The following is a 21,131-nucleotide window of genomic DNA, read 5'->3' on the forward strand; positions in this document are numbered from 1 at the left end:
AACAGGAATATAAGACTAATCCAAACATTAAAATCTGGTTAACAGCAAAAATAAAAAAGGTGTTAAATCAACCTAAACGTACTGAATCGAAAAAATTTGGCACACTTGACAGATTAGATTCCCATTTATTTTACTTAATTTCAAAATCGTTATTAAAATAGAGTTCCATTTGGACTTTATTTTCGGAACAAAAAGGTAACCCATCGGCTGGTCATCAACCGAGCTACTTTGCGGGAAGATTGGAAGAGGAGGCCGATGGAACCTTATAAATACAAAAATAATAATTTAATCATGGATTATCAATCTGATTTTGAAAAATGGAAAGAAAGAATTGAAGCACGTCCTTTAGCAGAAGTGAAGTTACCGAACCAACCTATCGACGAGGTGACTGCCAGCGCAGAAACACTCGCCATAGAGGCAATTAAAGACAAAGACGAATTTACAAAGGCCGGAATGGATATCACTATTATTGAGGATATTCCCAGCCTGTCGGGTGCTGTAAGATATTGTCAGGCAGAATGGATGAGCGAATACCTTGCCCGTCAGGATGCGCAAAAGGAATGGTTGGAAAAATCTCCATTTGCCTATCAACAACACGATGAATTACTTCACAATTTCAAGTTTGCCTATCGTAACGATCCTGATATACTAACGAAGGTAATGCGAATTAATAATGGAAACGGACATGTAGATATGGTACAAGACCTTATTGAACTGGCTGTGTTAGGTGAAAAGAATCCTAAGCCACTTCGTGAAATAGGATATAAAACAACAGGTCTTAAGGACATAAAGACACTTTCCCATAACATGGCGGAATTGTTGGCATCATCTAACGGAAGCACCAACGATAGCAGTAAGGTTAAACTACTAAGAGATAAAGCTTTCACATTACTATCGGAACGTGTTAGTATCATTCGTGAATATGGCCGCTATCTATTTTGGAAAGATAATAGTAGAAGAGAGAAATACTATAATAATTACAAAGGATAATAAAAACCCTTGAATTCATTAGCCCCGAGGCAGGTCACCCCCTCCCTCGGGGCTTTTTTTATCTCAATAGGTCAAAAAAACGATCTCAACAGGCTTGTATCACCCTCCCATTGGCATGAGTATACCATCAATAGGCTTGAAAACGTAAATAATAGGCTTGCATATGCTTCCCATTGACTTGAAATCGGCTTCAATAGTCTTGAAAACGATCTCAACAGGCTTGTATCACCCTCCCATCGGCATGAATATTCAATAAATTGGCTTGAAAAAAGAAGATGCCCAACCAGACATCTTCTAACTCATCATATTCCTGTAACTCAACTCAAATTTATCTACGTCTGCCTTTTCCAGAAGATCCGCCACCAGTAGATCCGCCGCCAGAAGATCCACCATCATCTACATGATCGTCACCGCCTTCGGATGTGGAGTCGTCGGTTGTGGAGTCATCTCCTTTTCCTGAAGGTCTCCTAGAATGAGATTCTTCCTCTGGCACAAAATTGAAAGGAGCAAACTCTCCGCGTGGAATATCAAAATCCTTATTCCAGGTAGGTGTTGCCATTTCCCAAACCAAAAATTCTTCATTGTTATGAATAACCTCAAGGGCTTGCACATAATCATCTGCCTGACAAGCAAATCCAAGTGCACCTGATGTTGACTGGCCTTCCTTATCAGTATACCTGTATATTGCATTTGCCTCAACAGTTAACGGAGCATTCCCCATCAATATTTCATGTAATTCTAAATCCTCAGCAAGAGTCTCAGTATGAGAACCTACTAAAACACCATCAACGTAATCACCAACAAGGGTCACATAATCAACAAGGGTTTCCTGAAATTTTGTTCTATCATACTCAAAACCGGAATAATCTACATAGTAACGATATAGCGAATAATTATGCTTATCTGTTTTATCCATCATTCGAATTTCCTGTTTCACAGTAGGCAGAAAACAAGTGACGTTTGCACCTGTAACTTCTGGTATGCCCATAAACAAGTTTACAAAAACAATTTCATCAATAATTAGCGTATTGGTTTTATCGGAACCAGCAGAAATACAAGCAGCAGCCAAATTCATAATCAGTTGATCTGGCTCAGATATCTCAGGATAAGATTTTGCTCCACCTGTCCACTCTTTATCAACTCTAAATTGCATGTCATATCCACCATAGCCATTGTCTTCCCCAATTAAGAATTTCAGTCCGTTCTCGTCGGCTCCGCCATCAAATCCGTGTAGCAGAAGCTCTTTGTAAATGGCTAAATTCTCAAGAGGTGAGTCAATTGGTTTATCATCTACCAAAGCATCTTCAGTTCGCAGCATCATAATTCTTCCGCAAAAATCGCGGGTCACATTGGCAACAGTTCCATCGCCAAAATTTTTAATTACCTCAGTTAATCGTTTCGAAATAACTGTAGATGGTGACCGAATGATATTTAAACGACCCATCTCAATTGGCACAACATGAAGAGCTACCGTTGGAAGGACCTCGCCTTCAGCATCGTAAAGAGCAATTACATTATCTGCTCCCACAACATAACCATCAACAGGTTCAATTAAGCGGTTATCTGTGATGGGAACTAGATCATCATCGGGATTAGTTAGAGGCTCATAAGTCACGTATCCATTTTCGTCTCGAACCAAAACATCCAGATAAAAAGAGGTATCCAATTTAGGATTCACAACATCGATTATTCCGTAAACCCAATTATCCTGATAATCTGCGCGGTAGTTCAAGTCGTAAAGTATTGGAACCCCACTATTATCACGTTCCATTACCCATAAGTCTCCATACAAATCGGCTTGGTCGACTTCTGTTTGTTTTCCTCCTTTTTTCAAAACAAGGTTTTCATTTCCCTGATTCTCTTCCGGCTCAAGATATTCATCCTGACAGGCCGAGAAAAAAGCAAATCCTATGATCAATAAGATCACACAGGGTGTAGCTAAAAAATTTTTCATGGTTTAAGGTTTTTAAAGTGAACTTAAATTATATCTTAACTAAAAACGTAAGAGAGATGATATGATACATTAAGTTAGCCAAAGCAGTGAAAATCATCAATCCTCATTCTGTCCATTTTTTCAAACCACTATGCTCATGTCATTTCAACAAAACAACGAATACAATCATCATAACAACTAGTTATAACACAAAATATTAATTAAATTTTATGTTGCTTTAAAAAAAACGCGTAACTTAATTATAGAAACAAAAACGACATGCAAAAGGAAAAATCGATCAAGATATTGGTATCCTACGATCAATGTATGGTAGCTGAGGGTTTGGACGCAATTCTATCCAAGCACAAACAATTTTGTTTAAGCAGTTTAAGAAAAAACAACATCAATCTCCATCAAATAATAAGTACAGAGCAACCCGACTTGTTAATTACAGAGTTTTCCAATATCTCTAAACGAAGTATTAATTACTTAGTTCAATTGCATAAAACTATACCTAAATTGAAAATTCTGGTCATCTCAGACGTGCCTCCACACGAATTTTTAAAATCCATTATCCATTCTATAGATGGCTACTTAATTCGCTCATGCTCTTCGGAGAAATTGATTTTGGCTATTGAAGAAATTATCACAAATGGAAAGTATATTTGCTCAAAACTGATTCCTATTCTTATTGAGGAGGATTCGCAGAATAATCATGAGATTGAACTCACTGAGCGTGAAAAGGAAATTCTATCGCAGTTATTTATAGCGAAAGACAATTCGGAAATTGCAGAAACACTAAACATCAGTCAAACAACCGTTCGAACTCATTTAAAAAATATCCGCAATAAATTTGGTGATATCAACCAAATTCAGATGATGCACTATGCCTGTAATAAAAGCTTGCATAAAGACAACTGCATGCCTTTATGCCCGAACTGCAGATTTTTCAGTAAAAAAGTGAATAATTAAAAGTCAAGCACAATTCCAATAGTCGGAATCATACTTCCATCCTCTTCGGCAAGCTGCACTAAATTTCTAGGAGTAACAATGCTTCCCTGATCATCTCTTTGAAGAACATATTCAGGTGCCTGCGGTGATTCTCGCATCAACATGTTTTGAATTTCTAAAAATAAATCCAACGAAAGCTTTTTAAAATTCCACTTCTTATCAATACGCACATCCAATTGACTAAATACACCTAATTTTTGCTCCCCAAGCCTGCTGTAATCCAATACAATATCCGGGTAACGAACGGTAGTTTCCTCTATGTTAGTTGGAACAAAGGGTGTTTCACCAGCAAAACGATAACGCGCACTTATTTCCCAATTTTTATTGAGTTTGTATCCCCCTGTAAAAGACACTAAATGCCGGCTATCCCACACCGATGGTAAATACTTACTTCTATCGAATCCGGTAAATTCACTGTAGAAAAAAGTGTAAGAAAAAATCCCGTAAAAGCGATGACTTAGCTTTTGCTGAAAAAGAAATTCCAAACCATATGATCGTCCTTTGCCTACCGATTTCACCTCCTCGTTTCCAAGCACATTAAAATCGGCTCCTTTATTGGCGAGCGAAACTTGATCTTGAACTGAGACAGGATAATCTTCGTAACGTTTGTAAAACCCTTCAACACTTACATTTGAAGCAGGCCCAATGATTCGCTCGAATCCCAATACGTAATGATCGCTTCGGGTATAATCCACATCTTTATTCAAAAACACATCATTCTCTTTATAACCAAGTATGGTATATGGAGGCAATTTGTAGTATCGTCCTACACTTGCGTTGATTTTCCAATCGTCGGCAAATTCGTAGGACAAAGCCAAACGTGGTGAAAGGGTAGCCAGAAAATCATTTCCCTGAGTAAAACTATCACCATCGCTTCTGAATCCGAAGGAGAAATCAAGCTTCTGATCGAAAAACGATTTTGTAGCATTAGCAAACAGCCCGTACTTCAAAAAATCAATTTTCGTATTGTACTGAAATCCCTCATTTGTATCAATGGTTTTATTTTCGTAATCGCTTCTTTGCACATTAAAACCACCCGATAATCTCCAATCTTTGGCATAATAGGTCAGGCTGTATCGCAGCTTTGTTTCCATTTCGCGGGAATCATTCTTAAAATACAGATCTGCTTGATTTACATTATCACCGTATCTCGAAAAGTCATTTACCAGCAAATTGTTACTGATGGTAGTTTGCATAAAGCCTCGTCCACTTTTAAATCGATTCTTCCAACTTAATCCAATGGTATTGGTTTGCTGTTCGATAAATGGAGCCTGATCCAATGTGGATTGTTCATTTTCATCAATTGTTTCCGATGCCTCGATAGCAAAATCATCTATCGACCCCACTCCAATTAAATTCAGCGTATTGTACTTGTTTATTCTATGAGTGATTTTGTATTGGTAATCCCAATAATCTGGACGAATGGGTAAACCGATCATTTTAAATAAAAACTGCAAATACGACCTACGTGCCGAGATGATGTAGGAGGTTTTACTTTCTTTCTTATCACCTTTGAAAAGAGGACCTTCCTGCGTGAGCGCAGCCTCGCTGGCACTCAAACGGAAATTGGTATTGTGCTTTCGCTGATTTCCTTGGCGTTGATCGAATTGCAAGACTCCCGATAGCGGATTGTCATACTGACTGCCAAACGCAGACGTAGCAAGTGTCACATTATCGATGAATGACACGTTTAAAATCCCCACCGGACCACCCGAGCTGCCTTGAGTGCTAAAGTGATTGATGTTGGGAATCTCTACTCCATCCAAATAGTAAACCGATTCATTGGGTGCTCCCCCGCGAATAATTAGATCGTTACGAAAACCACCTGGTGAAGGAGAAATTCCCGGAAGCGATTGTGCTACCCGAACCACATCGTTATTTCCTCCCGGATAAGTCGCAATTTCGACAGCACTTAAAGTTTGAGTGGAAAGTGGTGTTTCGCGAGGTCGTGTTACTTTGTTTTTAATGGAAATAATTACTTCGGATAAATTTTGACTTTGTTCCAAAAGTGTGAAATTATACAATTGATTTCCCACCGATTTCACCTCTATATTGTAACGCGTTTGCCCATCATAGCCTAAATAGCTAACTACTAAATTATAAGTATCTGGTTTTACATTCGGAATGCTGTAATATCCATTTTCATTGGTAGTAGCACCCTTGGTTGTATTTTCGAGATACACCGAAGCTCCAATTAAAGGAAGATCGGTTTTGTCCTTTACATATCCGGTTAGCTCAGTAGTAACTTGCGCAGGAACCGTAATGGCCAAGAAAACCAAATAAAATATGATCAATTTTTTCATTTTCTAAATAATTTCACCGTTTAATATCCATAATAAGTAACATAACAAACAAAACCAATATTTTGTTCATGATATCATCTGAATTATAAAAAAAAATATCATCACTAATATAGCTTAATTTCATGCTTCAAGCTAAGTCCTTTTATTGCTTTTTATACTTGCCTTTCATAAAACCAGAGAATACTAAATATTTTAATGTAAAATCACGCACAATTCCTTACCTTTAGTCATTATATTAATTACACAAGATTATGAATGGAAATAATGATTTGAACCTTGCGGTTCTGATTGATGCTGATAATATACCTTACTCGAACATTAAAGGAATGCTTGATGAAATAGCCAAATTGGGTACTCCAAGCATCAAACGTATTTACGGCGATTGGACCAAACCTACTGTTGCTGGATGGAAACCAGCTTTATTGCAACACGCCATTACTCCTATTCAACAATACTCCTACACCACTGGTAAAAATGCCACCGATTCGGCGATGATTATCGATGCCATGGATATTCTTCACGACGGTAAAGTTGATGGCTTCTGTCTTGTTTCCAGTGATAGTGATTTTACCCGCCTGGCTACACGACTTCGAGAATCAAGAATGCTTGTTATTGGTATTGGTGAAAAGAAAACTCCAAATCCGTTTATTGTTGCTTGCGATAAATTCATTTACATTGAAATTATTAGTGGTAAAAAGATTCGTGAGAAGAAGAAAGAAGCTGCCACGACCCCTTCAGAAACACCTAAATATGATAAAATCGACAAGCAGTTTCTTAATCTACTAAAAAATTCGATTGAAGACATTGCCGATGACGATGGCTGGGCTTTTCTTGCAGAACTTGGTTCTTTAATTAACAAGAAAAAACCTGATTTTGATCCTAGAAACTACGGATTTAACAAACTCACCCCTCTACTTAAATCGATGCAACAGGAGTTCGAAATTGACGAACGAGATAGTGGCAAACGCAACATCAAACACATATTTGTGAAAATTAGGGAGTAATAATATATTCTGTTAGGTTATTTATTTAAAAAATATAAATGTATTTTTTTACGTCAGCGAGTACCACGTATTCTCGAATTCATTACATTTAATATACCGTATCGGAAAGATTTGTGCGCTGTTGCACCTAACTCTTCTGAGACTAATATCAAAATGCAGGAAATAGAAAATATTGAATTATCCTTCTTAAGTTTAGATGATTATCAGGAACTTAAAAAAGCCATGATTGAGTCATACACAAGTATGCCCAATTCATATTGGAGGGAACATCAAATTAAAACATTAATTGATAATTTCCCTGAGGGCCAGGTAGTTATTAAAGTCAATGATCATATTGCGGGATGCGCTTTATCGATTATTGTTGACTACAGTAAATTTGACGACAAGCATACCTACAAGGAAATAACAGGAAACTACACTTTCTCGACACATGATCAGGATGGAGATGTTTTGTATGGAGTTGATGTTTTTATTAAGCCAGAGTTTCGTGGCTTAAGATTGGGACGGCGGTTGTACGATTACCGAAAAGAATTGAGTGAACGTCTAAATTTAAAGGGAGTCGCTTTTGGCGGCAGAATACCAAACTATCACAAATATTCTGATCACTTATCTCCCAAAGAATACATTGAGAAGGTGCGAAGAAAAGAAATTCACGATCCGGTTCTTAATTTTCAGGTTTCCAATGATTTTCATCCGGCCAAAATTTTAAAAAACTATTTGGAAGGTGATGAAGATTCTAACGATTATGCAGTACTTCTTGAATGGGATAATATTTACTACGAAAAAAAGAACAAGAAAGCCAGCACTATAAAAAAAGTGGTTCGTCTTGGCTTGATTCAATGGCAAATGCGTTCGTATAAAACCTTGGATGAATTGATGCATCAGGCAGAATATTTTGTGGATGCCGTCTCGGGTTACCGGTCAGATTTCGCCTTGTTTCCTGAGTTCTTTAATGCTCCTTTAATGGCCGAAAACAACCATCTATCGGAGCCTGAGGCGATCAGGAAATTAGCAGAACACACAGATACCATCGTTCAGAAATTTTCAGAACTAGCCATTTCTTATAACATCAATATAATTTCCGGTAGCATGCCTGAGATAAAAGATGATCGATTGTATAACGTTGGCTACCTTTGCAAAAGAGATGGAACTGTTGAACGTTATGAGAAACTTCACACGACACCCGACGAGAAAAAAGTTTGGGGCATGCAAAAGGGATCGGAATTGAAAGTTTTTGATACGGATTGCGGGAAAATCGGTATCCTGATTTGTTATGATGTTGAATTTCCTGAATTGAGTAGATTGCTTGCCGACGAAGGAATGGATATTTTGTTCGTGCCGTTTTTAACGGATACTCAAAACGGCTATTCCCGGGTTCGAAACTGTGCTCAGGCCAGAGCTATCGAAAATGAATGTTACGTTGCCATTGCGGGCAGTGTAGGCAACTTACCTAAGGTGCACAATATGGATATTCAATATGCTCAATCGATGGTATTTACCCCCTGCGACTTTGCTTTTCCGGCCAATGGAATTAAAGCCGAAGCAACACCGAATACCGAAATGATTCTAATTGCTGATGTGGATATCGACTTGCTTCGCGAATTGAATCAGTTTGGTAGCGTACGGAATTTACGGGACCGAAGAAAAGACATCTATAATTTGAAAAAATTGTAATAAAATTCGGGAGCCTTACTTCGAGTGAGGCTCTTGAATTGATTTTATCGTCTATCTAAAATCTTATTATAACAGTCTTTACTCGAATACCTATATTAATATCAAAACACCCCTTCCTAAAATCAGGACTTCCCTGATTCCTTAATTTGTAGTTTTTCGTCTATTATCAGACCTCTAATGCTCCGATGTCCGGACTACTACACTCCAGTATCTATACCACTACTAGTCCGACAGCAGGACTAGTACTAGTCTTATTTCAATTACAATAAAAGCTTGAAAAGAAAAATAAGCATGGCTATACCAAAAATAATTTTGATGAAAATCAAACTATTAATCACATAAAAATAACTTATGATGACCCATAAAAGATCATTTTTTCGTAAATTCAGAATCGAACTAAATGAACAAGACCTACTTCAATGATAGATAAACTAATCATCACCCCATTCCAGAAATTTGTTAAAATAGAAAGCTTTAGTGGAATCCTGCTTTTTATTGCAACTCTACTTGCATTAATTTGGGCAAACTCTCCGCTTTCCCATTTATACGATTCATTATGGCAATATAAAATTGGGATTACAACCTCAAATTTCGAACTGAATAAACCAATAATACTTTGGATTAATGATGGCTTAATGGCAGTCTTCTTTTTCTTAATTGGATTGGAAATTAAGCGCGAACTACTCATTGGTGAACTAAATACGGTTAGAAAGGCAAGTTTTCCATTTTTTGCGGCACTTGGTGGCGTGTTAATTCCTGTGGCGATGTTCTTTTTACTCAACAATAATCAAAGCACATCGAATGCTTGGGGAATTCCAATGGCTACTGACATTGCATTTTCTTTAGCAATACTAAACATTCTGGGAAAAAGGATTCCTCTGGGTTTAAAAGTATTCCTAACCGCATTTGCCATTATTGATGATTTGATTGCTGTATTGGTAATCGCAATTTTTTATAGTAATAATATTGAGTGGATATTATTAGCTTATGCAGCCATTCCTCTTGTGATATTAGCCTTTTTATCCTATCGGAAAATCTATTTGCCTTATTTGATTTTTATTATTGGCGTACTTGTTTGGTATCTATTTTTAAAATCAGGCATTCATCCTACGATTGCTGGTGTATTAATGGCATTTACCATTCCAATCAGACAAAAAATTGATATCAAGACCTATTCCCACAAATTAATGGGCATTGCTAAGGATATTGAAGAATCATGTGAAAAGCCAATCCTCTGCGATCACCAGATTGAACAAATCGATAATTTGGAAGATTGGACCAGCAAGGTACAATCCCCTCTACAACATTTAGAACACAAACTTCACAACTGGGTTGCTTTTTTTATTATGCCTGTATTTGCATTAGCCAATGCAGGAATCAAGTTTGGAACAGATATAAACCTGGAACTGCCTCTGGCAATAAACATTGCCCTTTGTTTAATCATTGGAAAAAGTATTGGCATATCCTTAATATCCTTTATCGGTATTAAACTAAAATTAGCCGAATTGCCCAAAGGAGTAAAAGCCATTCAGGTTGTAGGAATAGCATTTCTGGCTGGAATAGGATTTACAATGGCAATATTTATTGCTAACCTCGTATTTGTTACTAATCCTGAAAATATCGATTCTGCTAAAATCGGTATCTTGATTGGCTCATTTATTTCGGGAGTAATTGGCTATTTGATTCTTAGGATTGGGAGTCATTAAATTCTGAAGCCCTTATTTTTTATCTGTAGTTTTCTCAAATTTAAATGTGACCATTTGTAAAGAGAAATGAGTTCAAAAAACAATAAAGCATAAAGAAGGCATTCCTTAGAATGCCTTCTTAACTTATATAATTATTTATTTCTCATTTGCAAATTGAAATATTAGCCAATCCAGACTCTGCATTTTTAATTTCATAAAATATCAATAAATCCAGTCCCCATCCCAAGGTTCAGAACTTAATGGAATAGTATAGAGTACATCGTTAAATTTATTTCCACTAGCCGAGCCACTTACTTGTAAAAAACGGTAGGCCCAAACATCAGAGCTTGTCGTTTCAATTTTGTTATCTTTAAGTGTCAGGTTAGTCATTTCTTTAAAACAAACGTGTCCATTGATCATGTAATTATCATGTATATTCAAATCTGCTCCTTTGTACATATATACGCCACAATGATGAAAGATATTGTTGTATATATAGGTCGTTGCAGGATTGGTTTTCTCAAAATCTCCGGAATACATGATAATACCATTCCAATTATTAACAGATACGCTAAGCATTGTAATCTCATTAGCCCGAATCGTTAAATCTGCATTTTTCCAATATACCAATGGGCCATCTATATATTGATTACCTTCTCCTTGTTCCAATATATTGTCTTCAATAAGTACATTACGCCCATCCGTATTTACAATATCTCCTCCTCGATTATGATGAAAATGATTAAATCGAATTTCGATATCAGAACTTGAATAACTCCTACTTTCAATATCAATCCCAAATTGTGGTGAAGTACCCTGGGTATGATGAATTTCATTTTCTTCAATTACGATACTTTTTCCGCCAACAATAGACACTCCTTGTCTACTATTATCGAACATCTCATTCCCTCGAATATGAATATCTTTTACATTACCAACTAACAGAATAGCATCACCATTCGCTTCACCTAAGTTCATATACTCCACTGTAACATGATCACTCTCTGCTTCAACAGTTATCAAGTGTCCTTCATCATGTGCAGTTGCCCATCATTTTCTCTTGGTGTATATGTATGTTCATATCTGTCTCCCAGTATTGTACACCCAGAAATCACAACGTATTCTTTTCTTGTTATTGCAATCGCAGAATAATTCCACTTATCGTTGGGTGCCATTTCTATAATTGCATCCTTATTCAGTACAAAAGCCATTTTACTTTTTAATTCAATACCTGCTTGATAAACATCATTGCCATATTTACCTATTAAATAATGCCCTGCAGGTAGGCGTATTACTCCATAGCCTTCTGCTACAGCCCAATCAATTGCTACTTGCAAATTATCCGTTGTCTTCACCGGATTGGTTCCATTAGTCGGAATATCCCAATGTTTTACATCAATAACATATCGTTTTTTAAGAATTTGATTATAAGGCAATTATGGAATTGCATCCGCTATTACTACTTCGTCTTCAACATCAGAACCACTGCAAGCAACAATAAATAACAATGGGATTATACACAAAAAAATATGGTGCTTCATAATTTAATATTTTAATCTAAATGCACAACAAAGCACATACTAAGGAAGTCTTTTTTTTAATGAGGACTCGCAATTGCCCTATTAACACATTCAAAATCCGCACAATTATTAAATTTGAGGTGGTAACTAAATTACTTATTCAACACCAAAATTTCTATATTATAATTAAACCCTCAACAGAAAGGCAAAAAAATAAACAGTAAGAATCAACCTTACTGTTTATTTTATTCTTAATAAGAATATTGTTTACTCTTCCACAATTCCATTCGAATTGGAAATATGTACTTCTCCTCCATTCAAATCATTATCCTTCAACGTGACAATATTATCCTCATGTCCTTCTTCAAGGTTAACATTTGTAAAAGCTATTGGTTTATAAGATACCTCAATCTTATTATTTTGAATCCTAACATCATCAAGAGATCCTATATGAGCATAAATACCGTAACAGTTCGCATCTCTTTCGGTACTAATACTATTATCGTAAATATCAGCATTATCCAAGTCGCCTAGTGCTATACCTATAATACAATTTTCAATTTCATTTTCATATACTTTCAAATCAACATTATTTACTCTAATACCAGTCACAAATCCTTTAACAATATTACCTGAAATCTCATTGCCAAATATGGTTCCATTTCCCCCTGGGCGTCCACCTATAATACCTGAAGTACTATTAATGAGAGAAGTAATTATATTTTCTTTAACCTTGACCCCTGAAGCAAGCCCCCATCCTATCGCTTTTTCTGAAGTATTATTCACAATAGTCACATCCTCACCTATAGCTACATAAAATGAAGCATTACCACTTCCTTTCTCAATATTATTTCTAATAATAATATCATAAGCTCTTTGATAGTAGACAAGGTTTCCTTCTGAATCTCTTGTTCTAGTAGCTTCAATATCAAGAGCCATTCTAGGTGCCGTTCCTTTTGATAAAGGAGTATCTATACCTGCATTCAAAAATGTGTTATTTTCAATAATCATATCATAACCATCTGTAATCGATAAATTATTCCGTCTATTGCTATCAAAAACACAATCTGAAATAGTAATATTCTTTGAAGCAATATAATCTGGATTATAAGTAAAATTAATACCATGAATATCAATTCCATCACCTGATGCATATGCTAGATGAACATTGGTAATTTTCACATTTTGTCCTCCTTCAATCGAAATTAAATGGCCCCACTCATGACTTGAATATGTATTTTCTGCAACAGTAATAGGTGTATAATCATGATAATCTCTATCTCCATGCAAATTTCCTCCATCAATATTAACATTTTCCTCACCTCTAATATTTAAAAACTGGTATCTAATATATCGATTAGGCTGAACTCTAAGATCTGTATTATCCGTCATCTCCAGAGTAAAATCAGAAGGCAGTCTTATAGAGGTTTCAAATCCTAAAACCAAATTCCGTTCACTGGTCACAAGAAAAAAGGCATCTAATTCATCAATTTGAAATATTTCTGCTCCATATAATTTTGTATCATTTATAACTTTTTGAAACGTTTCTTTATTGATTAAAGCAATCGCATCAGAAACTTCACCTTCGGTTATTCCCCATCTCGATTTTTCAAAAATAAAAGTTGAACTTTCTAATTTAACTGAACCCTTTACTGTCAATTTGTGATTCAATAAATCACCATCAATTATACCTTCGTCAAATTCTAATGTTCCATTAATAATTTCCCCACCATTATAATTAAAAAACACATTTTTAGGTAATACAATTGTTTCACCTAGTAAATCATGACTGCAAGCAATATTTAATGTGTCATTTTCACCGACTACATTAAAATCATAATCACAAGGAATTTTTTCAAGTTCTTCGTTTACGATTTCAGGTTCATTTACTACCGGAAATTCTTCCTCGAAATCGGATCCCGTACATGCAGTCAATAATAACAGGGGTACAATACACAAAAAAATAAAGTTCTTCATAATTTTAATTTTTCTCTAAATGAACAAAAGCAAAAATTAGTACAATAACCATCGTTCCAACTCCACTTAAACATTTGAATTTAAATCATCATACATTAATAAGATATTGAATAATAGAGTACTTAGAGACTTATAGCTGATTTATCCAATTTAAAAATCAAGCAATATTTACTTTAAGCAATCTTCTCTTATAAAAAAGACTAACAGAAGAATAAATAAAGTTTCGTTACAAGACTTTAGACGAAAAAAAACAAAAAAGGTTTTCTTTCACCTCTAATTACTTTACACGAATGAATCTTTTCATTAGATTAACGCATAAATAAACAAGATAAGACACCGACATTCACCATTAGAAAACAGCCGCAATATTTTTAAACTAGTACTCATTTATTTTTCAACAAACCCTAACGCAAGTACCGTTCCAAATTAATAAAGCTTAGTCTCCTCACAATTATTCTTCCATTAAACCCCTCATTCCCTGCGAACTACTTTCTATCATACAGACTTTTTTTTCTCCAGCTTAGATTTCGATTAATTAAAGTGTGGAAAATCTCCTCAAACTGTGCAAAAAAATACCAAATAGGTCAATAAATTTTAAATCCCATCTTACAACCCAACATTACAAGATAAAAAATGCCCCTTTGAATTAAAATTCAAAGGGGCATACTGATCTACGATTTATTTAATCTCTATTTTTGAATACTTTCTATAATTCTCATTGAGTATTTTATATATCCTTTACAGTAATTGAAAAAATTAACGCTAAATTCTTTCAGGTAGAGAGTCTATAAAATCCCAAGATTCAGAACTCACTCCTCCTCCATTTGTGCAAGACCAAATAATCGCCTGAATTTTAGTGCGCCACAGGTAATATTTTGTCAGGTCCTGAAATTCATCAATATTAACTTGCTTTGATTTCAGTGCATCTATTATTTCCATCATGTTTAAAGAAGATGTTACTCCTCGTTGCTTATAAGTAACATTGGAATCACTTCCCTCAGCACCTGCATTAGCACAATATAATTGCACTATAAGTTGTAACCTAGAATTAGCAGGTATATAAAAGACTATTTCTTTTACACAAATGCCATTTTGATAGCCATCTTCCGAACAAGCAAAAACGGTACCTTTCTTGATCACATAAGGTATAGGCTGATCAGTATTATTATTTATACCTACTAAAATAGCAATATACTCTCCACCAGATCCTGCTATTTGAATAGACAAACTTTTGACTGAATTTTGTGAAGTTACATTCCCTTTATCGACTATAATCTGAGAGGCATCATAGCCAGTAATCTCACCATCAAAAGACAATCCTTCAGGCATTTCAAAAGCTTCAATCACTTCAAGTTCTCCGCCAGCATTTCCCATTCCCGGAATATTTCCCGGTAAATCTTGTTCGTCTATATTTTCTTTATCGCACGAAACAAATATTCCAATCAGTAAAATAAAGGCAAGGGTTAAAAAATTATTTTTTCTCATAATTAAAAGTTTACATTAGTTTTTAAATAAATAGTGAATGAAAAGGCTTATTTGAATTCAAATCAACCTCCCTAAATAGAAGTAAATAACTCAAATACTATTTCCACTAGACGAATTTTAAATCGCGTACTGGTTTTTAATCGCAAAACAATACGATCTATTTTATGTTGAAATTAGATTTCGAAATTTAAAAATAAGAGCCTTATTTTTAGATAAAAACGAACTGAAGATCCAATAAATTGAGAATTTCAGCTTATTTAAGACCCAGTACCGATTTCCTATAAACTCCAGATGATGTCCTTTAAAACCTTCTTTAAATTTTGTTACTCCAGCCCCTCCAAGAACAGAGATATCATAAAATGAATAGCCTTTTTCAATACTGTATTTCAACATTTCATTCTGCAGAAAATGACCCACCTTCAAGTCCTTATTTTCCCTCAAAATACCACCGGATACATAAGTTAATCTTTGACCTATTTCGAAAAGGATTAAGGCTCCAATTAATTTACCCTTTGCATAACAACAGGGCACTATGCAAAGCCCATCCTTTACCATGCTCATTAACATCTCTTTGGAATCTCCCCATTCCCTTACCGTATAATTATGATATTTTGCAATTTCTTCTATTACAGCATATGCTTCCTCTATCTCAGCTTCAGTCTTTATAAATCGCAAGTCCAACTCGTTTTTATAGGCTTGTTTAATATTCCTTTTTGTGTTAGTGGTAAACCTGTTAAAAACAAAATCATAAGCCGATTCGGCCTGATCATATTTAATGATTATTGGGCGAAGACCATTAATACTGGCAACAGATGTAAATCTATTTCCTGCTTGCCCAGTAAAAAATAAGCTATCCTTATTAATGGCCTCCAAACAATGCTTGGATAAACTAGCATTGTATTCCTTTAGTACTGGAACATTTATGTGACAATAAAATGCTTTTTTTTGTTTGGCTCTTTGTAAAAAGAGTTCTATCATTTGTTCAAATAAGTCTTCAAATCCTACGGCTAAAACTGGACCTCCAGATGCAATCATCACCTTTAAATAGGGAATTCCAATGTGAATGACACCAATTCCAGCAATGATACTCTCTTTTTCATTTTTAATCAACAACAGCTCTGAATCTGCACCATATGCTTGAAAAGAGGATAACCAGTGACTCACCTGTTGACAATGTCCTCTAGGATTATTTTTAAGAAAAAGATTCCATTCCGTAAAGTTTTCCTCCGATTTTGTCCAAGATATTTTATACTTATTAATCATCGTTTAATTCCAAAATCTGTATTTTAGATAAATTTATTTCCCTTATAGGCTTATTAACTTTTTAAATTAAATACCATTGGATATTCTACTTAAAAGTATTATAAATATTAAATTAAATAATCATCCAATCCTTTACGGTACAAAGGAAAATAAGCTTCATCCTTACTTATTTCCAAACCTGAATTAGGTCTTTTTGCACGAGCCTGATCAACTAAGAGTTGGTATGTCTCCTCATCGTAAATTTTAGTTCCTGCATAAAAAGGCATGCAACCATTCGGTGCAAAAGCTTTCTTAAATGAAAACAAACTATCATTCAGAGTATATCCTCCGCCAAGCACATAGTATTTTTTATTTTGCTTAATTCCCCATTTCATAATTTCGTACTTAAGAAAATCGTTGGGTCGTAAATAAAAAGCAGCTTCCTTTGTCCCTCCTAAAAAGAAATAGATCTTATCATCAGATATTAATACAAGTTCAGTAGATACAACAACTCCCTCGTGAGTGGCGTAGAAATACATGAATTGCCTTTTCAAATTTTTATGAATGGCTTCGAAAAAATCTTTCGAAAAGAAATACTTTTCTTGAGCATTTCTTCTTTCCATGGTTTGGTAATACATATCAAGAAATGAACTCAAACGTTCACCACTTGCGTCCATTTCAACTTGGAGACTATAGGTTTCGGCCTTTTTAATATTTCTACGTACCTTCGGTTTAAATTGCTTCCAAATTTCAGTTGCTCCTAAAGTCAAATCACAAACAATATTATCGTTAATATATACAAGCTTACCGCTATAATTACCTAAGCTTTTACTAAAAAGATCGAATCTCACGAACTCACTTACCACATTCTTAGCTTTACACCAGAACCTAAATTCCTGATGAAAATCTTTTTGCATTTGCTTGAAATCTCCCTTCCCTATCTGATAAATATCGGAATAACCATAAGGAGTTATCATATCGTAGTAAGAATCACGATCAATATCAAAAGGTATTTTCCGTAAGCAGAAAGGAAATAGAATTTTTTTATCATCTACCTCATATACAGCACAATGAACTTCTGACCATTCTTTATAGAGCAACAAATAGTTCGGATGAGCAAAAACTTCTTTTCCATTCCAATAGGTCCAAATATCAACCCACTCTTTATAATCACACTCCTTTTTAGCCTCTAATATTCGTATCAAATTGAATTAATTAATTACAACATAAGTTTCTTTACAAAATAACCGTTCGCTAAAATCAGATTCCATATTTATTTTATTCCGTTTTGAAATCAAAACAAGTCTGTATAATGCCGTACCGAAGGCTATTGGAGTTGCTAAGATAAAAATTTTCCCGAAAGTTCGCAGATCAAATACGTATCAGTATTACTTTCCTCCATAAATAAATAAGCACCTCTCTCTCAGGAAAGTATGTGTCTAACAATCATAAATACAAGTCAACTAATTGGTGATCAATTCAAATTCTTAATGTCGCTTTCCTTATTTTTTCACTTTTTCGTTTTTGGAACACCATTCTTGTTCTTTCTATGTCAATGTTCTTAATGGGAAAATTATGAGCTTGTTTACGACTTTCTTTCTCCTTTTTATTTCCAAACATCAACCATTTCCATTCCGAATCTTTCATTGAAAGATCCACAGCCTCATAAATTGAATTTTCTGAAACAAACTCAGGAACCAAATCTTTCATTCTGGCAACCATCATTTCGTTATTTTCACTGTTCAGATTAGCTAATAAAAGACTTATGGCTCTATTCACTTTATCGTAATTATGTAGACGTACCTTACCAATCATTATTTTCTCGTTATAAGTTGGTAAGGTATTCTCGCTCGATGCCAGCAATTCTTCATATAGCTTCTCGCCAGGACGAAGACCCGAAAATTCAATTTTAATATCTTGATCTAGTTTTAAACCCGCCAATCGAATCATTTTTTTAGCCAAATCTAAAATTTTCACGGGTTCTCCCATATCAAAAACAAAAATCTCCCCTCCTTTGCCCATTGCTCCAGCCTCAAGAACCAACTGACAAGCTTCCGGGATCGTCATAAAATAACGTGTTATGTCCGGATGGGTAACCTTTACAGGTCCGCCTTGCTCAATTTGCTTTTTAAAGAGAGGGACTACTGAACCATTCGATCCCAAAACATTTCCAAAACGTGTGGTTATAAATGAAGTCTGAATATCTGCCCGTTGTGCCAAAGATTGAATATAAATTTCACACATTCGTTTCGAAGCTCCCATCACATTAGTCGGATTTACCGCCTTATCAGTGGATATCATCACAAATTTTTCAACTCCAAATTCGACTGCCAAATTTGCTAAATTACGGGTTCCCCCTACATTCACATTTAAAGCTTCGTAAGGATTAGCTTCCATCATTGGTACATGCTTATAAGCGGCTGCATTAAAAACCACATGCGGGCAATATTTTTCAAAAACAGTCCTCATACGAGCGGCATTTGAAATATCAGCAACTACCAATTCAATTTTTTCATCTCCATGTTTTGTGATTATTTCCTGTTGTAAATCATAGAGCGCAGACTCAGCCTGATCTAAAAGTATTAATTGTCCAACTGGAAAGCGAAGCAATTGACGAACAATCTCAGATCCAATTGAACCCGCGGCACCTGATACCAGGATGATTTTTCCAGTTAAGGATTCAGAAATGGAATTCAAATCCAATTTAATTTGATCGCGTCCCAAAAGATCCTCTATTTTCACATCTCTTACAGATTTATCTGCTACTTTTCCTTCTATCCAATCATCAATAGTTGGCAGCACCTTTACGTCCCAATTATTCTCGAAACAACGTTCAGTTATTTCCTGTTTTTTTTCTTTACTTAAATTTGCAATCGCTATAACAAGAGTTGTCACCCCTTTTTTTATCCCTGTTTCCAATGCTTTAGAAAAACTTTGCACCTGAACATCCCGCAATGGCGTCATCCATTTTCTTTTATCATCATCAATGAACCCAACCACATTATAATTATCATCTCTCATTTTACTCAATAGATCTACTGCCAAAAGACCTAAATCCCCAGCCCCATAAATTAGGGTTCGTTTTGACACTTTTACACGGGAAATAAATGAATAAGTTTCTCGAACAAGCATCCTAAATCCGGTTAGAAAAAAGAAAGTAAAAATAAACTGTAACACAATTACCATATCAGGCATATTGAATCTTCCTCCGGCATATTTATAGCTTAGATAATCAATTCCGAAAAGTAGTACTACGGCCAATAAATTAGAAGACAGCAAGCGAAATAATTCGCCCAAATCTGTATGTCGAATTACTCCCCGATACGATTTGGTGCATAAAAAACAAAAGGCATAGGTCGCAACACTCCATGTTCCCGTAAGAATAAAAGTCATCATATTAACCTCCGATAAATTAATATTCATTCGAAGCACATAGGCCAGCAGAAAGGCAAATGAGGTCAATAATAAATCGATAGAAAAAATCCACCAAGGGGAGAGTATTCTTTGGTCGAACAATAGTAATAATTTGTTTTTCATGGTTGTATAATTAAATAAGGTTGTAAAAGTTTATTCAGAAGAATACCATTAACACATATTGGAAAAAGTAATTGGACAAATTAATAGCAGAAGGGCAATTCAGATATTGAGTAGATATCTTGTCCTTTTGCCCATCACTCATTAAAGTACTTCTAACTAATATTAAAGTAGAGGTGAAAAAAAATTCATCTATTTTGATTTGTTTATTTATCCTTAAAACCAACAATGCGATTAATTAACACATATATACTACATCCATTTCATCATCTCTTAAAACAGAATCATTTTAGAATTATCTAGCACATATTTTATAAAATTCTAAAAATGTACATCAATTTTATGACCCCATTCTCTAAGGTCTATTACAAATATAAGCTCGTAATTCCAATCTAAACCATACAATTAAAAGAATATGATCAATATACCTTTATGCTTGATAAAGGCACGAATAAACCAACTTAACAGAAGTAAACCACTCAAACAAAGGCACAAACAAGCCTATTTCAGCTAGAAATGAACCGCAGCCTAAATAAAATAGACTAATGCATTATTATCTATGACCAAACAATTTTTATGCCTGCCAAACGTACAATTACAGCATGTAAAATATTACTGAATTATGATCTATTTCGAAGTAATCAGTTCAAGAAATACTACAAACAGATCTATCCTACTAAATAATGGATTAACTAGTCCGTAAAACTGATTAACTGATTAAATTGAATGTAAAGATGACTAGACACAATTAAAGCCTAGCTAACAGAGAATCA

General features: G+C 35.0%; 14 protein-coding genes. 5 read left to right on the forward strand and 9 right to left on the reverse strand.

Going from position 1 to position 21,131, the window contains the following annotated elements:
• Window positions 1–291 precede the first annotated feature (291 nt).
• Window positions 292–990, forward strand: coding sequence for a hypothetical protein (locus ALGA_RS22075; protein WP_096433052.1), 699 nt, complete (start codon window positions 292–294; stop codon window positions 988–990).
• 328 nt (window positions 991–1,318) lie between these two features.
• On the opposite strand, the gene ALGA_RS22080 is transcribed toward ALGA_RS22075, so the two are convergent.
• The gene (locus ALGA_RS22080) at window positions 1,319–2,944 is read right to left on the reverse strand and encodes a hypothetical protein (protein ID WP_096433053.1); all 1,626 of its coding nucleotides are present in this window, start codon (window positions 2,942–2,944) and stop codon (window positions 1,319–1,321) included.
• A 258-nt stretch (window positions 2,945–3,202) separates the two neighbouring features.
• Between ALGA_RS22080 and ALGA_RS22085 the strand changes: the two genes are divergently transcribed.
• Entirely contained in the window at window positions 3,203–3,895 is a 693-nt protein-coding gene (locus ALGA_RS22085; RefSeq protein ID WP_096433055.1) for a response regulator transcription factor, read from the forward strand.
• On the opposite strand, the gene ALGA_RS22090 is transcribed toward ALGA_RS22085, so the two are convergent.
• Window positions 3,892–6,237 (reverse strand): TonB-dependent receptor, encoded by a 2,346-nt coding sequence (locus ALGA_RS22090; RefSeq protein WP_096433057.1) that lies wholly within the window; start codon window positions 6,235–6,237, stop codon window positions 3,892–3,894. The genes ALGA_RS22085 and ALGA_RS22090 overlap by 4 nt on opposite strands.
• Before the next feature lie 251 nt (window positions 6,238–6,488).
• On the opposite strand from ALGA_RS22090, the gene ALGA_RS22095 reads away from it, so the two are divergent.
• The 3 genes from ALGA_RS22095 to nhaA all read left to right on the forward strand — a co-directional run bounded on the left by ALGA_RS22095 (window position 6,489) and on the right by nhaA (window position 10,621).
• Complete coding sequence (locus ALGA_RS22095) at window positions 6,489–7,241, forward strand: NYN domain-containing protein (RefSeq protein WP_096433059.1); 753 nt, start codon at window positions 6,489–6,491, stop codon at window positions 7,239–7,241.
• A gap of 153 nt (window positions 7,242–7,394) precedes the next feature.
• Window positions 7,395–8,915 (forward strand): carbon-nitrogen hydrolase family protein, encoded by a 1,521-nt coding sequence (locus ALGA_RS22100; protein WP_096433061.1) that lies wholly within the window; start codon window positions 7,395–7,397, stop codon window positions 8,913–8,915.
• A gap of 419 nt (window positions 8,916–9,334) precedes the next feature.
• Complete coding sequence (gene nhaA, locus ALGA_RS22105; RefSeq protein WP_096433063.1) at window positions 9,335–10,621, forward strand: Na+/H+ antiporter NhaA; 1,287 nt, start codon at window positions 9,335–9,337, stop codon at window positions 10,619–10,621.
• Window positions 10,622–10,822: 201 nt separating this feature from the next.
• On the opposite strand, the gene ALGA_RS23305 is transcribed toward nhaA, so the two are convergent.
• The 7 genes from ALGA_RS23305 to ALGA_RS22135 form a co-directional block, all read right to left on the reverse strand.
• Window positions 10,823–11,578, reverse strand: coding sequence for a right-handed parallel beta-helix repeat-containing protein (locus tag ALGA_RS23305; protein WP_197705651.1), 756 nt, complete (start codon window positions 11,576–11,578; stop codon window positions 10,823–10,825).
• A 41-nt stretch (window positions 11,579–11,619) separates the two neighbouring features.
• On the reverse strand, window positions 11,620–12,036 hold the full coding sequence (locus tag ALGA_RS23310; protein WP_197705652.1) for a hypothetical protein: 417 nt from the start codon (window positions 12,034–12,036) through the stop codon (window positions 11,620–11,622).
• A gap of 351 nt (window positions 12,037–12,387) precedes the next feature.
• Complete coding sequence (locus ALGA_RS22115) at window positions 12,388–14,097, reverse strand: right-handed parallel beta-helix repeat-containing protein (RefSeq protein WP_096433065.1); 1,710 nt, start codon at window positions 14,095–14,097, stop codon at window positions 12,388–12,390.
• A 762-nt stretch (window positions 14,098–14,859) separates the two neighbouring features.
• Window positions 14,860–15,582 carry a hypothetical protein gene (locus ALGA_RS22120; RefSeq protein ID WP_096433067.1) on the reverse strand — a complete coding sequence of 241 codons (723 nt, stop codon included), beginning with the start codon at window positions 15,580–15,582 and terminating at the stop codon, window positions 14,860–14,862.
• A 162-nt stretch (window positions 15,583–15,744) separates the two neighbouring features.
• Window positions 15,745–16,845 carry a lipid II:glycine glycyltransferase FemX gene (locus ALGA_RS22125; RefSeq protein WP_096433069.1) on the reverse strand — a complete coding sequence of 367 codons (1,101 nt, stop codon included), beginning with the start codon at window positions 16,843–16,845 and terminating at the stop codon, window positions 15,745–15,747.
• A gap of 107 nt (window positions 16,846–16,952) precedes the next feature.
• The gene (locus ALGA_RS22130; RefSeq protein WP_096433071.1) at window positions 16,953–18,029 is read right to left on the reverse strand and encodes a GNAT family N-acetyltransferase; all 1,077 of its coding nucleotides are present in this window, start codon (window positions 18,027–18,029) and stop codon (window positions 16,953–16,955) included.
• A gap of 274 nt (window positions 18,030–18,303) precedes the next feature.
• Window positions 18,304–20,361: a polysaccharide biosynthesis protein gene (locus ALGA_RS22135; protein WP_096433073.1), complete on the reverse strand. Its 2,058-nt coding sequence runs from the start codon at window positions 20,359–20,361 to the stop codon at window positions 18,304–18,306.
• Window positions 20,362–21,131 lie beyond the last annotated feature (770 nt).

Source organism: Labilibaculum antarcticum (genome assembly GCF_002356295.1).
Lineage (GTDB): Bacteria > Bacteroidota > Bacteroidia > Bacteroidales > Marinifilaceae > Labilibaculum > Labilibaculum antarcticum.

Excerpts from the sequence above, each read along its gene's own strand:
- ALGA_RS22075 (WP_096433052.1), top strand. The coding sequence starts at position 292 with ATGGATTATCAATCTGATTTTGAAAAATGGAAAGAAAGAATTGAAGCA.
- ALGA_RS22080 (WP_096433053.1), bottom strand. The coding sequence starts at position 2,944 with ATGAAAAATTTTTTAGCTACACCCTGTGTGATCTTATTGATCATAGGA.
- ALGA_RS22085 (WP_096433055.1), top strand. The coding sequence starts at position 3,203 with ATGCAAAAGGAAAAATCGATCAAGATATTGGTATCCTACGATCAATGT.
- ALGA_RS22090 (WP_096433057.1), bottom strand. The coding sequence starts at position 6,237 with ATGAAAAAATTGATCATATTTTATTTGGTTTTCTTGGCCATTACGGTT.
- ALGA_RS22095 (WP_096433059.1), top strand. The coding sequence starts at position 6,489 with ATGAATGGAAATAATGATTTGAACCTTGCGGTTCTGATTGATGCTGAT.
- ALGA_RS22100 (WP_096433061.1), top strand. The coding sequence starts at position 7,395 with ATGCAGGAAATAGAAAATATTGAATTATCCTTCTTAAGTTTAGATGAT.
- nhaA (WP_096433063.1), top strand. The coding sequence starts at position 9,335 with ATGATAGATAAACTAATCATCACCCCATTCCAGAAATTTGTTAAAATA.
- ALGA_RS23305 (WP_197705651.1), bottom strand. The coding sequence starts at position 11,578 with ATGAACTTAGGTGAAGCGAATGGTGATGCTATTCTGTTAGTTGGTAAT.
- ALGA_RS22115 (WP_096433065.1), bottom strand. The coding sequence starts at position 14,097 with ATGAAGAACTTTATTTTTTTGTGTATTGTACCCCTGTTATTATTGACT.
- ALGA_RS22120 (WP_096433067.1), bottom strand. The coding sequence starts at position 15,582 with ATGAGAAAAAATAATTTTTTAACCCTTGCCTTTATTTTACTGATTGGA.
- ALGA_RS22125 (WP_096433069.1), bottom strand. The coding sequence starts at position 16,845 with ATGATTAATAAGTATAAAATATCTTGGACAAAATCGGAGGAAAACTTT.
- ALGA_RS22135 (WP_096433073.1), bottom strand. The coding sequence starts at position 20,361 with ATGAAAAACAAATTATTACTATTGTTCGACCAAAGAATACTCTCCCCT.